General features: G+C 42.8%; 17 protein-coding genes and 1 pseudogene. 11 read left to right on the forward strand and 7 right to left on the reverse strand.

Going from position 1 to position 17066, the window contains the following annotated elements; translation table 11 throughout:
- The 10 genes from BV375_RS29070 to BV375_RS29110 form a co-directional block, all read left to right on the forward strand.
- Nucleotides 1-257: CTB family bacteriocin (locus BV375_RS29070; protein WP_243714088.1), on the forward strand; the 257-nt coding region annotated here is incomplete at its 5' end.
- A gap of 32 nt (nt 258-289) precedes the next feature.
- On the forward strand, nt 290-511 hold the full coding sequence (locus BV375_RS29075) for a hypothetical protein (protein ID WP_086766978.1): 222 nt from the start codon (nt 290-292) through the stop codon (nt 509-511).
- 99 nt (nt 512-610) lie between these two features.
- On the forward strand, nt 611-814 hold the full coding sequence (locus BV375_RS29080) for a CTB family bacteriocin (protein ID WP_086766980.1): 204 nt from the start codon (nt 611-613) through the stop codon (nt 812-814).
- A gap of 89 nt (nt 815-903) precedes the next feature.
- Nucleotides 904-1152 carry a CTB family bacteriocin gene (locus tag BV375_RS29085; RefSeq protein ID WP_086766982.1) on the forward strand — a complete coding sequence of 83 codons (249 nt, stop codon included), beginning with the start codon at nt 904-906 and terminating at the stop codon, nt 1150-1152.
- 84 nt (nt 1153-1236) lie between these two features.
- On the forward strand, nt 1237-1443 hold the full coding sequence (locus BV375_RS29090; RefSeq protein WP_086766984.1) for a hypothetical protein: 207 nt from the start codon (nt 1237-1239) through the stop codon (nt 1441-1443).
- Nucleotides 1444-1662: 219 nt separating this feature from the next.
- On the forward strand, nt 1663-2760 hold the full coding sequence (locus BV375_RS29095) for a cyclic nucleotide-binding domain-containing protein (protein WP_086766986.1): 1098 nt from the start codon (nt 1663-1665) through the stop codon (nt 2758-2760).
- 52 nt (nt 2761-2812) lie between these two features.
- The gene (locus BV375_RS38900; protein WP_279432979.1) at nt 2813-2944 is read left to right on the forward strand and encodes a hypothetical protein; all 132 of its coding nucleotides are present in this window, start codon (nt 2813-2815) and stop codon (nt 2942-2944) included.
- A gap of 239 nt (nt 2945-3183) precedes the next feature.
- Nucleotides 3184-4626 (forward strand): NHLP bacteriocin system secretion protein, encoded by a 1443-nt coding sequence (locus tag BV375_RS29100; protein ID WP_086766988.1) that lies wholly within the window; start codon nt 3184-3186, stop codon nt 4624-4626.
- A 1-nt stretch (nt 4627) separates the two neighbouring features.
- The gene (locus BV375_RS29105) at nt 4628-6850 is read left to right on the forward strand and encodes an NHLP family bacteriocin export ABC transporter peptidase/permease/ATPase subunit (RefSeq protein ID WP_086766990.1); all 2223 of its coding nucleotides are present in this window, start codon (nt 4628-4630) and stop codon (nt 6848-6850) included.
- A 218-nt stretch (nt 6851-7068) separates the two neighbouring features.
- On the forward strand, nt 7069-9993 hold the full coding sequence (locus tag BV375_RS29110; protein ID WP_086766992.1) for an NHLP bacteriocin export ABC transporter permease/ATPase subunit: 2925 nt from the start codon (nt 7069-7071) through the stop codon (nt 9991-9993).
- On the opposite strand, the gene BV375_RS29115 is transcribed toward BV375_RS29110, so the two are convergent.
- The 6 genes and pseudogenes from BV375_RS29115 to BV375_RS29140 form a co-directional block, all read right to left on the reverse strand.
- Nucleotides 9958-10242, reverse strand: coding sequence for a hypothetical protein (locus BV375_RS29115; protein WP_243714089.1), 285 nt, complete (start codon nt 10240-10242; stop codon nt 9958-9960). The genes BV375_RS29110 and BV375_RS29115 overlap by 36 nt on opposite strands.
- A 7-nt stretch (nt 10243-10249) precedes the next feature.
- Entirely contained in the window at nt 10250-10420 is a 171-nt protein-coding gene (locus tag BV375_RS29120; protein WP_086766994.1) for an FHA domain-containing protein, read from the reverse strand.
- Nucleotides 10421-10626: 206 nt separating this feature from the next.
- A pseudogene (locus BV375_RS39045) lies at nt 10627-10696 on the reverse strand (element excision factor XisI family protein); the annotation flags it as partial.
- A gap of 108 nt (nt 10697-10804) precedes the next feature.
- Nucleotides 10805-12382, reverse strand: a complete 1578-nt coding sequence (locus BV375_RS29130) for a sodium/solute symporter (protein WP_086766996.1) — start codon at nt 12380-12382, stop codon at nt 10805-10807.
- 56 nt (nt 12383-12438) lie between these two features.
- Nucleotides 12439-12714, reverse strand: coding sequence for a DUF485 domain-containing protein (locus tag BV375_RS29135; RefSeq protein ID WP_086766998.1), 276 nt, complete (start codon nt 12712-12714; stop codon nt 12439-12441).
- Nucleotides 12715-13167: 453 nt separating this feature from the next.
- The gene (locus BV375_RS29140; RefSeq protein ID WP_086767000.1) at nt 13168-13713 is read right to left on the reverse strand and encodes an NADPH-dependent FMN reductase; all 546 of its coding nucleotides are present in this window, start codon (nt 13711-13713) and stop codon (nt 13168-13170) included.
- A 423-nt stretch (nt 13714-14136) separates the two neighbouring features.
- On the opposite strand from BV375_RS29140, the gene ftsH reads away from it, so the two are divergent.
- Nucleotides 14137-16023 carry an ATP-dependent zinc metalloprotease FtsH gene (gene ftsH, locus BV375_RS29145; RefSeq protein WP_086767002.1) on the forward strand — a complete coding sequence of 629 codons (1887 nt, stop codon included), beginning with the start codon at nt 14137-14139 and terminating at the stop codon, nt 16021-16023.
- A gap of 119 nt (nt 16024-16142) precedes the next feature.
- Here ftsH and BV375_RS29150 read toward each other — a convergent pair whose 3' ends face one another.
- On the reverse strand, nt 16143-16445 hold the full coding sequence (locus BV375_RS29150; protein WP_086767004.1) for a hypothetical protein: 303 nt from the start codon (nt 16443-16445) through the stop codon (nt 16143-16145).
- Between the last annotated feature and the right edge of the window lie 621 nt (nt 16446-17066).

Genomic DNA, 17066 nt, shown 5'->3' on the forward strand with positions numbered 1-17066 from the left:
AACTTACCAATATAGGAGTCAAAATCATGTCAGTTGAAAATCAAGCCGCTATCGAGTTGTCAGAACAAGAATTAGATGTAGTTGCAGGTGGTAATGGTGGTGATGTTCTGTTTGATGCCACCCGATTCCAGTCCAATACTCTGCTCGTGGGACAAAACACTCAATCAGGTCCAGGAGGTAGTTCCACAACTTCCACGATAGCAAGACAAGTACTCGATACTAGTGCGATTCACTTGATTGCATTAGGTGGACACTAAATATTCAGACCTCATAAATATAGGAGTTGATTATGTTAATTAAAAATCAAACCATCATTGAATTATCTGAGCAAGAACTAGAGGTAGTTGCAGGTGGTGCAGATGAATCGTTTGCTCCCAATCCTCTCCCTCCTGGCAATATATTCAAACAATTACCAGAAATAAAATTTCCTAGTTCTTGGGATGGAACTATACCTAATCCTTTTCCTCCCACTGGAGGGGATGTAGTATATTATTCAAATTCCAATGGCTAATTAAATAGCAGAGGTTAGTCTACTAAATAACTTTTTTTATAGATAAAACCTCTGCTTTTATTAAATCAAAATCAGTCTTCACATATGAAAGAGTAAGTTATGTCAAATGAAAATCAAGCCGCTATCGAATTATCTGAGCGAGAATTAGATGTAGTTGCAGGTGGATCTGATTCACTGGTTGTAGATAAGTTAAATGAACATGAGGGTTACAAACATTTTAAAGAAATAAAAAAATCTCTTTTTCAGGATGGTAGTTCCAGATGGATGGAAAATGAACGGAACACGAAGTATACGCTGACTTAGTAGCAGAGGTTATTTAATCTAATTAATATTTTTTTAGTATTAAACTTCTGTTTCTATTAAAAAAATCAATATACACGTAGGAGTAAGCTATGTTAGATGAAAATCAAGGTGCTATCGAATTAGCCAATGAAGAACTAGATATGGTTGCAGGTGGTTTCAATTTCTTCTTTGCTGCTACCTTTTTTGAGCAAAGCGATCGCGTAATTCTTCAAAATACTCAGTCTGGTCCTAGCGGCAGTTCTACAAGTTCTTTAATTGCAACGCGAGATATCAGAACTTTTGCTATCCAGGGCTTATTCTTGGGAGACACACCTAGTCAATTTGGTCAGTCTAGCTAGGAGAGCAGACATTGATTCATCTAACTAATTCTCCTATAAATTCAGTTCATTTTTTACCCTAAATAACAAATCTAGGAGTCAATCATGTCAGACCAATATATTAATTATAGTAAAGTCTTTGAATTACATGAGGAGGAATTAAATGCTGTTGCTGGTGGTAAAGACGTTTCGATTTCTAGCTCTTACTCTCAAGAAGATGTGAAGTTTGTAGCGAAAAGCTCTCCAGAATCAGTTATCAAGTCTGTGAATAAAATCACCACTGCTTTACATTTAATTACGATAAGTATATAACTTAACAGTAGAGCAAAGCGAATCAAATCAAGTATTATCGGATTTTTTGGGACTGGGAATTCTGTTCCGTGAATATCTGCATTCAGCAAAACATTCAGCCAGTATTAAGATGGATCAAGGTGAACAGAGCAAACCAACTCAGTTTTCAATTCCTGATTTTGGGTACTTACAACCACCGACAAAACTCTCCCGCCCTTACAAACATCAGGGAGTTAAATTATGAGAGAAGTTCTGCTAAAAGAACTGAGTAATAGCGATATCGACTGGATGTTGACGACAGGTAGCAAGGAAGAAATTGCCGCAGGCAAAGTTCTCATCCGTCAAGGCGAACCTGTAAATGCACTATATATTTTATTGGATGGAGAATTAATAGTTTCTCTTTCTCAGCCAGATAATAATCCTTTAGGTCGTGCCTTTGCTGCCCTAGAAGGTGGGGAAATGTCAGGGCGTGAGATTGCAAGATTATCAAGCGGAGATATGGTGGGAGAAATTCCCTTTCTCGATACCTATCTGCCTTCTACTACTATAAAAGCGCTAACTAACTCACTGGTATTAGCAATTCCGCAAAAGCAGTTGGCGACAAAATTAAAAGAAGATATCAGTTTCGCGGCTCATCTCTATCGAGCAAGTGCGATTCTGCTATCAGACAGACTAGAGCAAATCATTAATCAGCTAGGTAATAGCACACTTGTTCTTAGTCAACCGCAACTTAGAGAAATTCTATTTATCTTTGCAGAATTACGTGATAGCGACATTGATTGGTTGGTTGTAGCTGGGACAGTGAGCAAAGTTCCTGCGGGTACTGTGCTGATTCCTGGTGGCAGACCTGTCGAGGCGTTACATATTTTATTAGAAGGAAAATTAACACTTTCAGCTTCAGAAGACGATCGCAATCCTTTAGCTAGGGCATTTTCAAGTTTGGAAGGTGGCGAATCTCCAGAACGTGAGTTTGCTAGGTTATCCCGAGGTGACATTGTGGGAGAAACACCTTTTATCGAAGCGCCTCCACCTTCTTTTTCTGTGAAAGCTGCGGAAGACTCTTGGGTATTATCCATTCCTCAATGGCGATTAGCGGCAAAGCTTTTACACGATTTACCTTTTGCGGCACGTTTTTACCGAGTACTTGCAGTGTTGCTAGCAGATAAACAGCGAGCGATCGTCAGTCGTCTTGGTTATGGCAGACTCAGTTACAGCAAAGATCAATCTTTAGATGAAAGCTCGCAATATGAAAACGAACTGAGTTCCGATTTTCTAGCTCAGGTGGCGCTAGCTGGAGCCAGATTTGATTGGATGCTCAAAAGAATTCGCCGGAGTTAAGTGAAGGCAGAAGGCAGAAGGCAGGAGGACAAGGAAGAAAAAGCTTATTCCTATGTCTTCGCAGGCTGAATTTCTGAGCCTGCGTTTGTCAAAGACGTTCCCGCAGAGTAGCCTGCCTACCCTGCGGGAAGCTGCTATGCGCCTATGTGCAACAGCACGATTCTATGATGACGGCGGGATTTAAGGATAGTGAAAGGTATTACTTCTAATTCGCCCACAGTCCCCATTAAACTACCTTTTTCCTTTCCTCCTGCCTTCTGCTTTTACCCAGACATAATGTAGACGATTTCGTTAAAGTTTTGTTTCATTTCTGGGAAATTAATATTCGAGTTTGTATTTAAAAAAGTAGTTGACTTCACAGCTTTGCATGGACTTTGACTCTACATCCCATGCATATTTTGGATAACTTTAGGAAGGTATTAAATGGTGACTCACAGGAACAACCTGTTTCGCAAACAAGCTTTAGAGCGTTCATCCTCTCCAGAGCGCTTAGACCAGATCATGCAAGTAGTCAGTCCGATGAATTGGTTACCCTTGGCTGCTCTAGGGACCTTGGTTGCAGCAGGACTGGCCTGGAGTATTTTGGGTCGGATTCCAATTACGGTAGAAGGCAGAGGTGTACTTGTCTATCCCAGTAAAGTTGTGCCGTTGCAATTCCCCGCTGTTGAAGGGAAGTTAAAGGTAGTAAATGTTCGTGTTGGGGACTTTGTAAAGAAAGGACAAGTGCTAGCAACAATAGACCAAGACGAATTGTACAAACAACTCCAGCAGCAGCAAGCCAAACTTGCAGAATTAGAATCCCAAGACCTCAACGCTAATTCCCTTCAGGGTCAGCGCAGTGAACTGGAAGTCAAAGCGATCGCCCAACAGCGTTTAGGATTACAACAACGGCTAGTTGAAACTCAATCCCTGAGTCCAATTATCAGAGATAAAGATATCGGTGCGATCGCCCAGCAGCGAACCAACTTACAGCAACGTTGGGAAGAAGCTAAAGCTTTAGCTCCTACTCTCAAAGATAGACTGGAACGCCGCAAAGCATTAAAAGCTGAAGGTGCAATTTCTGCCGACCAAGTTTTAGAGGCTCAACAAACTTATCTCGATAGCATTGCCAAAATTGCTAATATTGAAAGCCAATTAAAGCAACTAGATATTAACCAAGTTCAAGCAGAAAAATCTTACCGCGAGAACTTGGGACAGATCACTGACCTAAGAACTCAGTTGAAACAACTGGATGCTAAGGAAAAAACTCTTAGCGAACAAAATTTTCAAACTTCGATTAACCGCACAAATCAAATTCAAGATTTGAAACGGGGTATTGCCGAACTGCAACGAAAATTAACAGGTAGTAGCGAAATTAAGAGCGATCGCACTGGACGCATTTTAGAACTCACAGTAACTTCCGGGCAACTTCTCTCTCCCGGCAGCCGCATCGGCTCTATCGAAGCGCAAGAGTCTTCTGCCAAATTGCTGGGCGTGACATTTTTACCAGTTAGTGAAGGTAAAAAGGTGCAAAAAGGCATGAAGTTACAAATCACTCCTACCACAGTCAAGCGGGAACGATTTGGTGGTATTGTCGGTACTATTACCAATGTTTCACCCTTTCCTGTGACCAAAGAAGCCGCAGCCAGTTTAGTTGGTAATCCCGACATTGTTGGCAGTTTGGTAAGTTCAGAACCACAAATTCAAGTTTTAGCAGAACTCCAGCCTGATGCATCTACCTTCAGCGGCTATCAGTGGTCTTCTTCAACCGGGCCTCAAGTCAAAATGTCTCCGGGAACCACCACCTCTGTCAGAGTCACTGTCGAGGAACAAGCACCCATTACCTTTGTGTTACCTATCCTGAAATCCTGGAGTGGGATTTATTGATATGTCGCTGCCTAAATTGCCAAAACTCCTGAAACGTCCCGGCGTTCGCCGTCGTACCCCCACCCTGCTGCAAATGGAAGCAGTCGAATGCGGTGCTGCGGCTTTGGGAATTATTCTTGGTTACTACGGTCGCATTGTCCCCCTAGCAAAACTGCGTCAAGATTGCGGGGTATCACGGGACGGAAGTAAAGCTTCCAATATCCTGAATGCTGCGCGTAACTACGGACTAAATGCCAAAGGTTTTAAGGCAGAGTTGAACCAGCTCATGGAAATGGAATGTCCGTTCATTGTGTTTTGGAACTTCAACCATTTCCTAGTAGTAGAGGGATACAACAAACAGCGCGTTTTTCTCAATGACCCCGCCAGCGGCCCGCGTCACGTTTCCCTAGAAGAATTTAGTAATGCTTTCACTGGTGTAGTCCTGATTTTACAGCCAGGGCCAGATTTCAAAAAAGGCGGCAGCAAACCCAGCATTATCAAGGCTTTATGGCAACGATTGCGCTTTTCTTTGTGGGCACTGACTTATTGTGTGCTGGCAGGTTTGCTATTAGTGATTCCTGGTCTGGCGATGCCCACATTTGCCCAGGTATTTGTCGATAATGTTTTGATTGAGCGCCGCCAGGAATGGTTGTCACCGCTGATTTTGGGAATTCTGATCACAGCTTGTGTCACAGGATTTTTGACCTTACTGCAATTACAATCTTTGCGGCGGATGAAAATCAAGCTGTCTGTGGGGATGTCGAGTCAGTTTCTCTGGCACATTCTCCGCCTCCCAGTCAGTTTTTACGATCAACGATTTGCTGGGGAAATCAGCAGTCGAGTTAACCTCAACGACTCCTTAGCTAGCATTCTTTCTGGGAGATTAGCTACGACTGCGATCGCAGTCGTAACGGTAATTTTTTATGCAGTCGTCATGCTGCAATATGATAAAGTACTCACCTCGATTGGTATAGCTTTTGTCATTATCAACCTCCTAGCATTGCAATGGGTATCGCGGCGGCGCATCGATGCCAATATGAGATTGCAACAAGATCAAGGAAAAGTTGCTGGCGTGTCTATCTCTGGACTTCAGAGTATGGAAACCCTAAAAGCATCTGGTTTGGAGTCAGATTTCTTTTCCCGTTGGGCTGGTTACTATGCCAAGTCAGTCAACTCTCAACAGGAAATGGATGTCACAAACCAGACTTTGGGAGTACTGCCGTCTTTCCTAACTACCATGTCATCTATGCTACTGATAACTATAGGCGGTCTCAGAGTTATGGATGGGCATCTAAGTATTGGGATGCTAGTGGCGTTTCAGGGGCTAATGCAACAATTTTTACTACCTGTAAATAATCTTGTCAACCTAGGAAGCGACCTCCAGAGAGTTGAAGGCGATATCACGCGGTTAGATGATGTCTTACGCAACCCTACAGATACACAAGTAGACCAAGAGATTCAGAAAGTTGGGGATAATATCCAGTTTGCTGCCGCCGATCGCCCTGTCGTCCGTCTGCAAGGATATGTCGATTTACGCAATGTTACCTTTGGTTACAACCGAATTGGTCAACCTTTAATTGAAAACTTTAATTTTTCTCTCAAACCAGGGCAGCGAGTCGCTTTGGTAGGGGGAAGTGGTTCTGGCAAGTCTACCGTAGCCAAATTAGTAGCGGGATTGTATGAACCCTGGCAGGGAGACATTTTGTTTGATGGTCAAACTAGATCGCAAATTCCCCGCCAAGTTTTAGTTAATTCTCTTGCTTTAGTAGAGCAGGATATTTTTCTGTTTGCTGGTAGTGTGCGAGATAACTTAACACTTTGGGATACCACAGTCCCCGATAGCTATTTGCTGCGTGCTTGTAAAGATGCGGCTATCCACGATGTTGTCAGTTCCCTACCAGGGGGTTATGGTGCCCAACTGTTAGAAGGGGCAGCTAACTTGAGTGGAGGCCAGCGTCAGCGTTTGGAAATAGCCCGCGCTTTAGTAAATAATCCTGCAATTCTGGTGATGGATGAAGCTACCAGCGCCCTCGATAGTGAGACAGAAAAAATCATCGATCGCAAACTGCGCCAACGTGGTTGTACTTGTATTATCGTGGCGCACCGCCTCAGCACCATTCGCGATTGTGATGAAATTATTGTTATGGAAAAGGGCAAAGTCGTGCAACGGGGCACTCATGATGAATTAAAAGAAGTTGAAGGTGCGTATTTGCGATTGATTCGTAGTGAAGGAGAAGCACTTTAATGAGACATTGGGCATGGGGCTTTGGGAACGGAGAGGCAGAAATCACAAATGAGTACTCCAGAATAACAAATGCGATCGCCGAAATAGCAAATGAGTATTTGTAGGGTGGGCATTGCCCACCATATTCCGGGTATAGAACCGCCAAGAATTTAGAAAATGTACGTAAGTTTTATCTAAAAAATTTAAATTAAAACTTTTTTCGGGGAGTAAAGTGACTGATGCTAGAGCAAATCAGACTCGTCATTCCACAGGCAGAACAATATATTGTTAAAGGTAATGAGCCGATACTCCTAAACGATCCGCAAACTGTTTGGCTGGTGAAATCCGGTTCGATGGCAATGTTTGCTGTCACGGTGAAGAATGGCGTACCGGAGGGTTCCCGCCGTTATTTATTTACCATAGGCGATAAAGAAGCAATGTTCTCGACCTCTACTAGCGGGGAACAGCGCCAAATCCTAGCGGTGTCAATGGAGGAAACAACTGTTGTCAAAGTATCGGCAGAAGATTTTAGCAAGTTGATTGCTAATGCCGATGAAGAAGCTGTGGAAATGTTAGACGGCTGGATTCAGCATCTAGGCTTGACAATATCAGAAATCACTGCTCCGGCAATGCCAGTCAAACCTGAGACAATTAATTACTATTCTTTACGCAAAGGCGATATCTTTCAGCCGCAACTGGGTACAGTCTCTTGGGTACAAATTCAGCAAGGATGCGCCAGTTGGATGGGGTTGGAGGAAGTGCCGTTGAGTTTTGCATCCGGACTGTTACCCATGAGTGAAGATATGTGGTTGCAAGCGGATGACATAGTTGAACTGGCAACTGCTAACACCTTAGATATCCAAAATACTCAGGGCTTATTGGATAGTTTGTCCCGATTAACCGCCCATTTCCTCTTAGTTATCGACCTGCTAGAGCAGTCAGAGATGTTCGCCGAATTCCGTAGATTTCAGGAGAAGGAACGTCTCAATTATCAAGTGATGGAAGAAACGTTGGGAGAGTTGTCTTCCGTGCTGCAACGCCGAAAAACAGCTTTGGTTCCAGGAGCGATACCAATTGACGATCCAGACCAAGCTTTACTTGTGGCTGCTGGTGCAGTGGGTAAAGCAATGGGAATAACTATTCGTCCCCCAGCCAAGTCAGAAAATCTCAAACGGCTACAAGATCCCCTAGAAGCGATCGCGCGGGCTTCGCAAATTAGGATGCGTCGTGTCTCCTTAACTGATAAATGGTGGAAAAAAGACTCCAGTCCCATGCTGACTTACACGGTGGAGGATGACCATCCGGTAGCATTGTTGCGGGTTGCAGGCAATCGTTACGAGATTTACGATCCTTGGGCTATGACCCGCACTCCTGTAGATGCTCGCAGTGCTGCCAAGCTAGCCCCGACAGCATACGCATTTTATCGACCTTTGCCTGAGAAAAAATTAAAACTCCAAGATTTGGTACAGTTTGCCGTGCGGGGTCATGAGAAGGAGCTAGTGTTAATTTTGGTGACTGGAGTTTGCACCACCGTACTGGGGATGCTAACGCCGCAGGCTACTGCCATCTTGATAGATAACGCCATTCCAGATGCTAACCGAACATTATTAATTCAAATTGCCTTGGGTCTGTTAGCAGCAGCTTTTGGACAAACTCTGTTTGAACTCGCCCAGGCATTTGCAATCATCAGACTAGAAACCTTTGCGGAATCTTCTACCCAAGCGGCGGTATGGGATCGGCTGTTGAATTTGAAGGCGTCTTTTTTCCGTCAATACTCGATTGGGGATTTGAAGTCTCGGGTTAGTTCGATCTCGCAAATTCACCATAAACTGAGTAGCACGGTACTTAAAACAATTTTCTCTAGCTTTTTTGCGTTGCTGAATTTGGGGCTACTGTTTTATTACAGTGGTGCTTTAGCTCTATTAGCTTGTGCGATCGCAATTGTGAATATTGGCGTCACAGTCGTTTCTGGTACACTCACTGTACAAAAGGTGCGCCCGTTGCTAGAGCAAGAAGGACAAATCTTTGGTTTGATGGTGCAGTTAATTAATGGAGTCACAAAACTGCGAGTTGCTGGTGCTGAAGCCCGAGCCTTTGCCTATTGGGGTAAACAGTATACCGATCAATTAAAACTCATGCTGAGTACCCAAGGCATTGAAGACTCTGTTGCCGTTATTAATAAAGTACTGCCAGCTTTAACTAATGCTCTACTCTTTTGGGTAGCGGCTAGCATGATTCAGCAAACATCACAGCCAGGAACAGGCTTATCTACAGGGATTTTCCTTGCGTTTAATGCGGCTTTTGGCAGCTTTATTGGTGGTGCTACTAACCTTAGCACTACAGTAGTAGACGTGTTGCAAGTCTTACCTGCGTGGAAACGTGCCCAGCCAATTCTCCAAGCCATACCAGAAGTAGCTGCCAGCAAAACCGACCCCGGCAGACTCACGGGTAAACTGCTAGTAGACCATGCGATTTTCCGCTATCGAGATGATGGCCCCCTAATCTTAGATGATGTGACAATCAAGGCGGAACCGGGAGAGTATATTGCCTTAGTTGGCCCTTCTGGCAGTGGCAAATCGACTATGTTCCGGCTACTACTAGGTTTTGACCTACCCGAATCAGGCACTATTTACTACGATGGGCAAGACTTAGCAGGGTTAGATGTCAATGCTGTCCGCCGACAGTTAGGTGTGGTGATGCAAAATAGCCGCATGATGTCAGGTTCCATCTTCGATAATATTGCCAGCGGTGCTTTAATTACAATGGATGAAGCATGGGAAGCAGCCCGCGCTTCCGGTTTAGCTGATGATATCGAAACCATGCCAATGGGAATGCATACTGTTGTCAGTGAAGGGGGTACTAACCTTTCGGGGGGACAAAGACAACGGCTGTTAATTGCCCGCGCTTTAGCGTTGAAACCCCGGATATTACTATTTGATGAAGCTACAAGTGCTTTAGACAACAGAACCCAGGCAATTGTAAGTGAAAGCCTAGAAAGATTACAAGTCACCCGCATTGCGATCGCTCACCGTCTCAGCACCATTCGTAATGCTCACCGCATTTATGTGTTGCAAGGCGGTAGAGTTGTGCAACAGGGAAGCTTTGAACAATTGGCAAATCAACCAGGGCTATTTGCTCAACTCATGGCAAGACAAATGCTTTGAGCAAAAATCCGAATACAAAAATGGGTCATTGCCGCTAACATTACGTGGATAAGTCCCTGTCAACATATTATAAAGACAAGCCGCAGTCGCCCAAATATCTACATCTTGTTGCACATATTTAAAATTTAGCAATTGCTGTCTGGGAATAAATACAGGAGTTCCGGCTTTAGTTCCTGTCATAATTTCCCCACTTAAACCTCCTAAATCAAATGCTTTAGCTAAACCATAATCTCTGATTTTTGCAGTCAATTTGCCATCAATTTAGTAGACAATGATAACGGGAGATTGTCCGATGTTCTGCATCATCTGGTAGCTGGATATTGCATTCATTACTTCTACCAATAATACAGATAGTGCGCGAATTAAAAGTATCTTGTCTTCCGGGAATTTTGCCTTTAGTAATAGTGAGGGTAACTTTAGCAGGCATTTATATTGTGGTGTGTAATTTTGAGACAAGCAAATATTAATACCAAATACAGCGAATCCTATTATCCAGTAGCGATGATTAAATAAAGATATAGCAGTACTAAATCATTCGTGAAAAATTAGATCCCCGACTTCTTTAAGAAGTCGGGGATCTGTGTCTCTTTTCTTTTAATTCTTAATTCGTAATTATTAACCTTAAATAAGAATTCAAAACACCGCGAAACCCGTATATTGTCGTAATTTTTGTGGATGGAAAGCTAATACAATATCTTCTTTAGGTACACTTAGTAATAAAGTGTTGAATAAGTAACCATCTCAAGTTTGATAGAAATAATTATGGGATGAGTTTTGCTCTCACCCCATAAGAAAACCAAAAATCCGTTACTCAATTTTCAGAACCGATGTGAATGCGGTTCTCAACTTCTGCAAATTTTTCTTCTGCTTGTTTTTCGCTAAACATTAGAGAAACCACAATCCCAACAATAAACGCTAGGGGAATAGTCACCAAGCCAGGATTTTTTAATGGGAAAAGTGCATCAGCGTGCTTGAGAATTGTTACCTGGATTGTGGGAGAGAAATAAATCAATATTAAAGAGGCGAAGGTTCCTACTAACATACTCGCTACCGCACCATTGGTAGTAAAGCGTCGCCACAGCATCGATAGCAGTAAAGCTGGAAAGTTGGCACTAGCTGCGATCGCAAATGCTAAACCTACCATGTAAGCTACGTTTTGTCCTTTAAATAAAATACCCAGGATAATCGCCAATGCACCTAAAAGCATTGTGGCACCGCGAGCTACTTTCAGCTGTTCTGACTCATTGGCATGACCTCCCCGCACCACATTTACCCACAAATCATGGGACAATGCCGCTGCCCCAGAAAGTGTTAAACCTGCAACTACCGCTAAAATTGTGGCGAAAGATACAGCTGCAATAAAGCCTAGAAAAGCATCACCACCAAGAAATTCGGCTAACATCGGCGCAGCCATGTTACCACCAGTACCAATTTGCTTAATTGCATCTTGACCTACTAGCACCATTGCCCCAAAACCTAGGATAAAGGTGAGAAGATAGAAAAAGCCAATAAAAGCTGTGGCGTAAGTTACAGAAACTCTCGCAGCTTTGGCATCTGGTACTGTGTAAAAGCGCATCAGAATATGAGGTAATCCCGCAGTCCCGAACATCAATGACATCCCCAAGGAAATTGCATCCCAGGGATCGGAAACTTGTTTACCTGGGGCTAATACACCTGAATACTTTTCAGCGGCGGCGGCGAACAGATTTAGAGGATTAAAACCAAATTTTGCCAACACCAAAATAGATAACAAAATAGTTCCGCCTAACAGCAGAACTGCTTTGATAATTTGTACCCAGGTAGTGGCAATCATGCCACCAAAAATTACATAAGCCATCATCACCCCACCAACGATGACTACGGCTAATTCATAATCAAAACCAAACAGTAATTTGACTAGTTCACCCGCACCTACCATCTGGGCAATTAAATAAAAGCAGATTACTGCTAATGTCCCAATCGCAGCGGCGATGCGTACGGGTTTTTGCTGCAAGCGATAAGCTACTACATCAGCAAAAGTATATTTGCCTAAATTTCGCAGTGGTTCGGCAATTAGAAACATAACGATGGGCCAGCCCACCAAAAAGCCGATGGAATAAATTAAGCCGTCAAAGCCATTGAGTGCTACTAGCCCCGCAATCCCTAAAAAGCTAGCTGCACTCATGAAGTCTCCTGCTAAAGCTAGCCCATTTTGGAAACCGCTGATATTACCTCCAGCCGTGTAGAAGTGGGATGTGCTTTTGGTCAGCTTTGCCGCCCAGAAGGTTATACCAAGGGAAGACGCCACAAACAGCAAGAAGAAGGCGATCGCCAAAGGATTGAAATGCCCTAGACTGGTAAGATTCCCAACAGCTAGTGGGAAGTTATACCAAACACTATTTATGCCCATATTTGATTACAATTTTGGATTTTTGATACACACATAGCTAATAGTTTTTAGCCAATTCACTTGCGTGTCAGATTATTGATGCGTTCGTCATATTTATTATTTGCCCAGCGCACATAAAGAAAAATTAATACCCACGCTGAGATAATTACCAGTGCCCCTAACAAAATGCCAAGACTCAGCCCTGGAAAGATTATTGACCCTAATAAAGGCTTATTAAATGCAATCAGCAGAATAAAGCCAAAATAAATCAACATCATAGCTCCACTTAGAAGCAGAGACACCCGCCAGCGGTCATTAGCAATAGATTGGAGAGCTTTTTTGCGATCGTCCATATCTTCGGTTAATTTTTGAAGAAGATAAGTTCAGATTGTCTCATTGAAGTTGATTTCTATGTAATCTACTTAAAAATTATTAGTAAATACATAACGATTTTTGGTAAAAAATATAATTGTTAGTAGTTTTTGAATAACTAGATAAAATCTGAAACTTTTAATCTCAATAACGAGTACAAAACAAAAAACTAGAGACGTTCTAATGGAACGTCTCTAGATGCGATCGCAGCACTGCAATTTCAACGCGAACAAACAAACTATTTTTTATAGGGTCAAAGCCCCTTGTAGCGTTATCAGGTATGAAGCATCCAGAGATGTAAAGAAAAAGCGAAAACCTCTGATTATCGAAGGGAAACACCGCTATTTTTAAGATGCACGGCTTTTAGAAAGCGATCGTGCTGCCCGAAAAAAAGTAATATTTTTGTTCGCGTAGAAAAATTTGAACTTATATTTCTAACTAACTCCACGTAACTTGCGAGTGTTGTCAACTAAACTCTGAGCAAATTGATCAAATCTTTGGGAGAGTTTTTCATCTAGTAGCTTACCTTCAGGATTGAATGCACCCCAAGCTTGTCCAATAGCAATTTGTTCGGGAATCACCCATCCATGTACCCAGCGGATAATTAGCCGAAGTTCATTGAGGGCGTTGCTATTCGACTGTCCTCCCAACACGCTAATTAGCCCTGTCACCTTACCGGACAGTTCTTCAAAACTCAACAAATCTAGTGTATTTTTCAGTACACCACTCACGCCGCCATGATACTCAGGTGTGGCTAAAATCAAACCATCGGCATGAGCCACAATATTCCGTAACCTTTGAACGTCTGGATAATCTGGATATTCTTTACCACCATTACAAAATGGTAACTGCAACTGTCGCAAATCGAGAATTTCTACTTCTGCTCCTAGTGCTTCTACCCTTTGCGCTGCTAGTTGTAAAGCAATCTGGGTATAGGAGTTGGGTCTTAAGCTACCACCAATGCCAACAATTTTCACCATAAATTCACCTACAAAGTAAGTAACACAATTTACTAATTAACTATTCTCACTAGAGTTTTTGAAAAACGGAATCATTACGACTATGCTTATCTTAGCGATTTGTTGCATAATATGTCAAATTACAATACTAGGGATAATTTGATGGTAAGTGAGTACAAACACAGCTAAATCAGAATTTAGACAGAATAGATACTATGTATGCTGACACAAACCAATCTGGGAGCTAAAAACCAGTTTTGATGGTCATTCCCCTTATTAATAGAGGTGTATTCCTAAAAGCTGATGGAGAAAGACTGGGAAATGGTTTTATGTGGAAGTTAAACTAGATGAGAAAACAATTATTTCCAGTTATTTCAATTTTTGCTAGAAGAATAGGCATAAAATTAGCGCTCAGCTTTTGCCAGCAAGAAAAGGGTAATTATTATGACAGTTTTAGGTAAAAAAGCATTGAACAAACAGCTATCGGCAAAGCGTGTTTCTTGGGCTGGTGCATTAGCAGCCAGCTTGATCTTAATGCCAGGGATTTTAGCTGGCAATCCAGTCTTGGCACAACAAAAAGCAGAGCGCAACTCCTTGACTTATGGGGAGTTGATCAAGAAAACAGAAAAAGGGGAAGTTGCAAAAGTCGAGCTTGATGAAGCTGAACATGTAGCAAAGGTATATTTGGTTGGTCAAAAAGATACGCCAATCCAGGTAAAACTTCTAGAGCAAAACACAGAGTTAATTAATAGACTCAAAGAAAAAAATGTGGATTTTGCTGAGGTTTCCTCTGCTAATAGTAGAGCAGCCGTGGGGTTATTGATTAACCTGATGTGGATTTTGCCACTGGTGGCTTTAATGCTATTGTTCCTGCGGCGCTCCACCAATGCCTCTAGCCAAGCGATGAACTTTGGCAAATCTCGCGCTCGCTTTCAAATGGAGGCGAAAACAGGAGTAAAATTTGACGATGTTGCAGGGGTAGAAGAAGCGAAAGAAGAACTGCAAGAAGTCGTCACATTTCTGAAACAGCCAGAAAGATTTACTGCTGTAGGTGCGCGTATTCCTAAAGGCGTGTTGTTAATTGGCCCTCCTGGTACAGGTAAGACTTTACTGGCAAAAGCGATCGCTGGGGAAGCAGGTGTCCCATTCTTCAGCATTTCTGGTTCGGAATTTGTGGAAATGTTTGTGGGTGTTGGTGCATCCCGCGTCCGCGACTTGTTCAAGAAAGCCAAAGAAAATGCCCCTTGTCTAATATTTATCGATGAAATTGACGCTGTAGGTAGACAACGGGGTGCTGGGATTGGTGGCGGTAACGACGAGAGAGAGCAAACTCTCAACCAACTACTCACCGAAATGGATGGTTTTGAAGGTAATACAGGCATCATTATTATTGCTGCCACCAACCGTCCTGATGTACTCGATGCAGCTTTACTCCGTCCCGGACGCTTCGACCGCCAAGTAATTGTTGATGCACCCGATCTCAAAGGGCGCTTAGACATTTTGAAAGTTCATGCTCGGAATAAGAAAATCGATCCTGCCGTATCCTTAGATGCGATCGCTCGCCGCACACCTGGATTTACAGGTGCAGATTTAGCTAACCTACTCAACGAAGCGGCAATTCTCACCGCCAGACGCCGCAAAGAAGCGATTACCATCCTGGAAATTGATGATGCTGTAGATCGGGTAGTCGCCGGGATGGAAGGAACTGCTTTGGTAGATAGTAAGAGCAAGCGTTTAATTGCTTACCACGAAGTTGGACATGCTTTGGTAGGAACATTGCTCAAAGACCACGACCCAGTACAAAAAGTCACACTTATCCCACGGGGACAAGCATTGGGATTGACTTGGTTTACTCCCAACGAAGAACAGGGTTTAATTTCCCGTGCCCAACTTAAAGGCAGAATTACCTCTATTTTGGGTGGTCGCGCGGCGGAGGAAGTTGTTTTTGGGAAGCCAGAAGTAACTACCGGTGCAGGAGACGACTTGCAAAAGGTAACAAATTTAGCACGACAAATGGTAACGCGCTTTGGGATGTCCACTTTAGGCCCGTTATCCCTAGAAAATCAAAGTGGAGAAGTCTTTTTAGGCCGCGATTGGATGAATAAATCAGAGTATTCTGAAGAAATTGCTGCCAAGATTGATGCACAAGTCCGGGAAATTATCAGCAATTCCTACCAAACCGCAAAATCAATATTGGAACAAAATCGTATAGCCTTAGAGCACTTAGTCGATTTGTTGTCAGATCAAGAGACAATTGAAGGCGAACTATTCCGCAAAATTGTTGCCGAACATGCTCAGGTAGCTGATGAAAAAATAGCTGTATCTCATTAGCAATGAAGCTAGTAGTTGGCGCTGAATTGCCAACTACTAGAATACCAATTCAGTAACTATAACTAAACAGTTATTACAACTGGGTTTTTAGGTTTTAACGAGAGCGATCGCCAATCGCATCAAAGACCGAAAGAGCCAAGTGTATAAATACCCGCAATTCTTGACGCGATAACACCAATCAGCACGACAAGACCTAGCCCTCTACGAAAATAATTAACGCCTTGAAATAATTCTAGCCACGCCCAAGTAAATAAAGAGCCAAACGCAACTGCGTCTAACACTGTATTTGCAACACCTGTTGTAATAACTAATTTGAGCAAAGTAGCTACTATCCAAAGAATAAGCGGTAAGTTTGGCTTCTGAGCCACAACAATATTACCCTCGCTGTCACGGAAGATTTTATCGAATGTTGTATTTTGCATAACTTTAAATTGCCACAATCAGCCAAAATTATTAACTGACAAAAACTACCATTCGCATTACAACATTCAGGTTTCTCTGTGATCAACCACCATTATGCTGAGATTAGAGCAGCAAAGTATATTCATATTGCAATACGGTTCAGTTAATAAAATTCCTCTGTGGAGGCAAGGGAATAGCGAACAGGGGAAGATAAAACAGGCTTTTCTGAACTGTAGTGAGCGAAAACCTATGTAAACCACATCTATTTTGAGAACCATAGTTTTAAAAGTAGTGAGAGAATCTTGCTCTCTTGCTCTTCATAGCGCAATACGGTTCAGTTAAGGTGATAAGAGTTCTCATCTGTCGAACAAAAACCAAGATTTGGGGGAGAATCCCCCAAGCCCCCTCCAAAATAATTGTTGGGTTTTTTGTTTAGAGTACTCCAAGTAAAAAAATGCCCAATTGTCATTGCGAGCGAAACGGAGTGTAGCGTTCGCGTAGCGTCTCGCAGAGAAGCAATCTCAAACTCTGCGATTGCTACCCTACTCTTCGAGAACGGCTTTGCCGAACGGGAACGCTCCGCGAACATTCCGCTTTGCTTCATTCGCAATGACAGGTTTTGGATCATTTATTGTTTGGAA

The organism is Nostoc sp. 106C, assembly GCF_002154725.1.
In the GTDB taxonomy this organism is placed as follows: Bacteria; Cyanobacteriota; Cyanobacteriia; order Cyanobacteriales; family Nostocaceae; genus Aulosira.

Excerpts from the sequence above, each read along its gene's own strand:
- BV375_RS29075 (WP_086766978.1), top strand. The coding sequence starts at position 290 with ATGTTAATTAAAAATCAAACCATCATTGAATTATCTGAGCAAGAACTA.
- BV375_RS29080 (WP_086766980.1), top strand. The coding sequence starts at position 611 with ATGTCAAATGAAAATCAAGCCGCTATCGAATTATCTGAGCGAGAATTA.
- BV375_RS29085 (WP_086766982.1), top strand. The coding sequence starts at position 904 with ATGTTAGATGAAAATCAAGGTGCTATCGAATTAGCCAATGAAGAACTA.
- BV375_RS29090 (WP_086766984.1), top strand. The coding sequence starts at position 1,237 with ATGTCAGACCAATATATTAATTATAGTAAAGTCTTTGAATTACATGAG.
- BV375_RS29095 (WP_086766986.1), top strand. The coding sequence starts at position 1,663 with ATGAGAGAAGTTCTGCTAAAAGAACTGAGTAATAGCGATATCGACTGG.
- BV375_RS38900 (WP_279432979.1), top strand. The coding sequence starts at position 2,813 with ATGTCTTCGCAGGCTGAATTTCTGAGCCTGCGTTTGTCAAAGACGTTC.
- BV375_RS29100 (WP_086766988.1), top strand. The coding sequence starts at position 3,184 with ATGGTGACTCACAGGAACAACCTGTTTCGCAAACAAGCTTTAGAGCGT.
- BV375_RS29105 (WP_086766990.1), top strand. The coding sequence starts at position 4,628 with ATGTCGCTGCCTAAATTGCCAAAACTCCTGAAACGTCCCGGCGTTCGC.
- BV375_RS29110 (WP_086766992.1), top strand. The coding sequence starts at position 7,069 with ATGCTAGAGCAAATCAGACTCGTCATTCCACAGGCAGAACAATATATT.
- BV375_RS29120 (WP_086766994.1), bottom strand. The coding sequence starts at position 10,420 with ATGCCTGCTAAAGTTACCCTCACTATTACTAAAGGCAAAATTCCCGGA.
- BV375_RS29130 (WP_086766996.1), bottom strand. The coding sequence starts at position 12,382 with ATGGGCATAAATAGTGTTTGGTATAACTTCCCACTAGCTGTTGGGAAT.
- BV375_RS29135 (WP_086766998.1), bottom strand. The coding sequence starts at position 12,714 with ATGGACGATCGCAAAAAAGCTCTCCAATCTATTGCTAATGACCGCTGG.
- BV375_RS29140 (WP_086767000.1), bottom strand. The coding sequence starts at position 13,713 with ATGGTGAAAATTGTTGGCATTGGTGGTAGCTTAAGACCCAACTCCTAT.
- ftsH (WP_086767002.1), top strand. The coding sequence starts at position 14,137 with ATGACAGTTTTAGGTAAAAAAGCATTGAACAAACAGCTATCGGCAAAG.
- BV375_RS29150 (WP_086767004.1), bottom strand. The coding sequence starts at position 16,445 with ATGCAAAATACAACATTCGATAAAATCTTCCGTGACAGCGAGGGTAAT.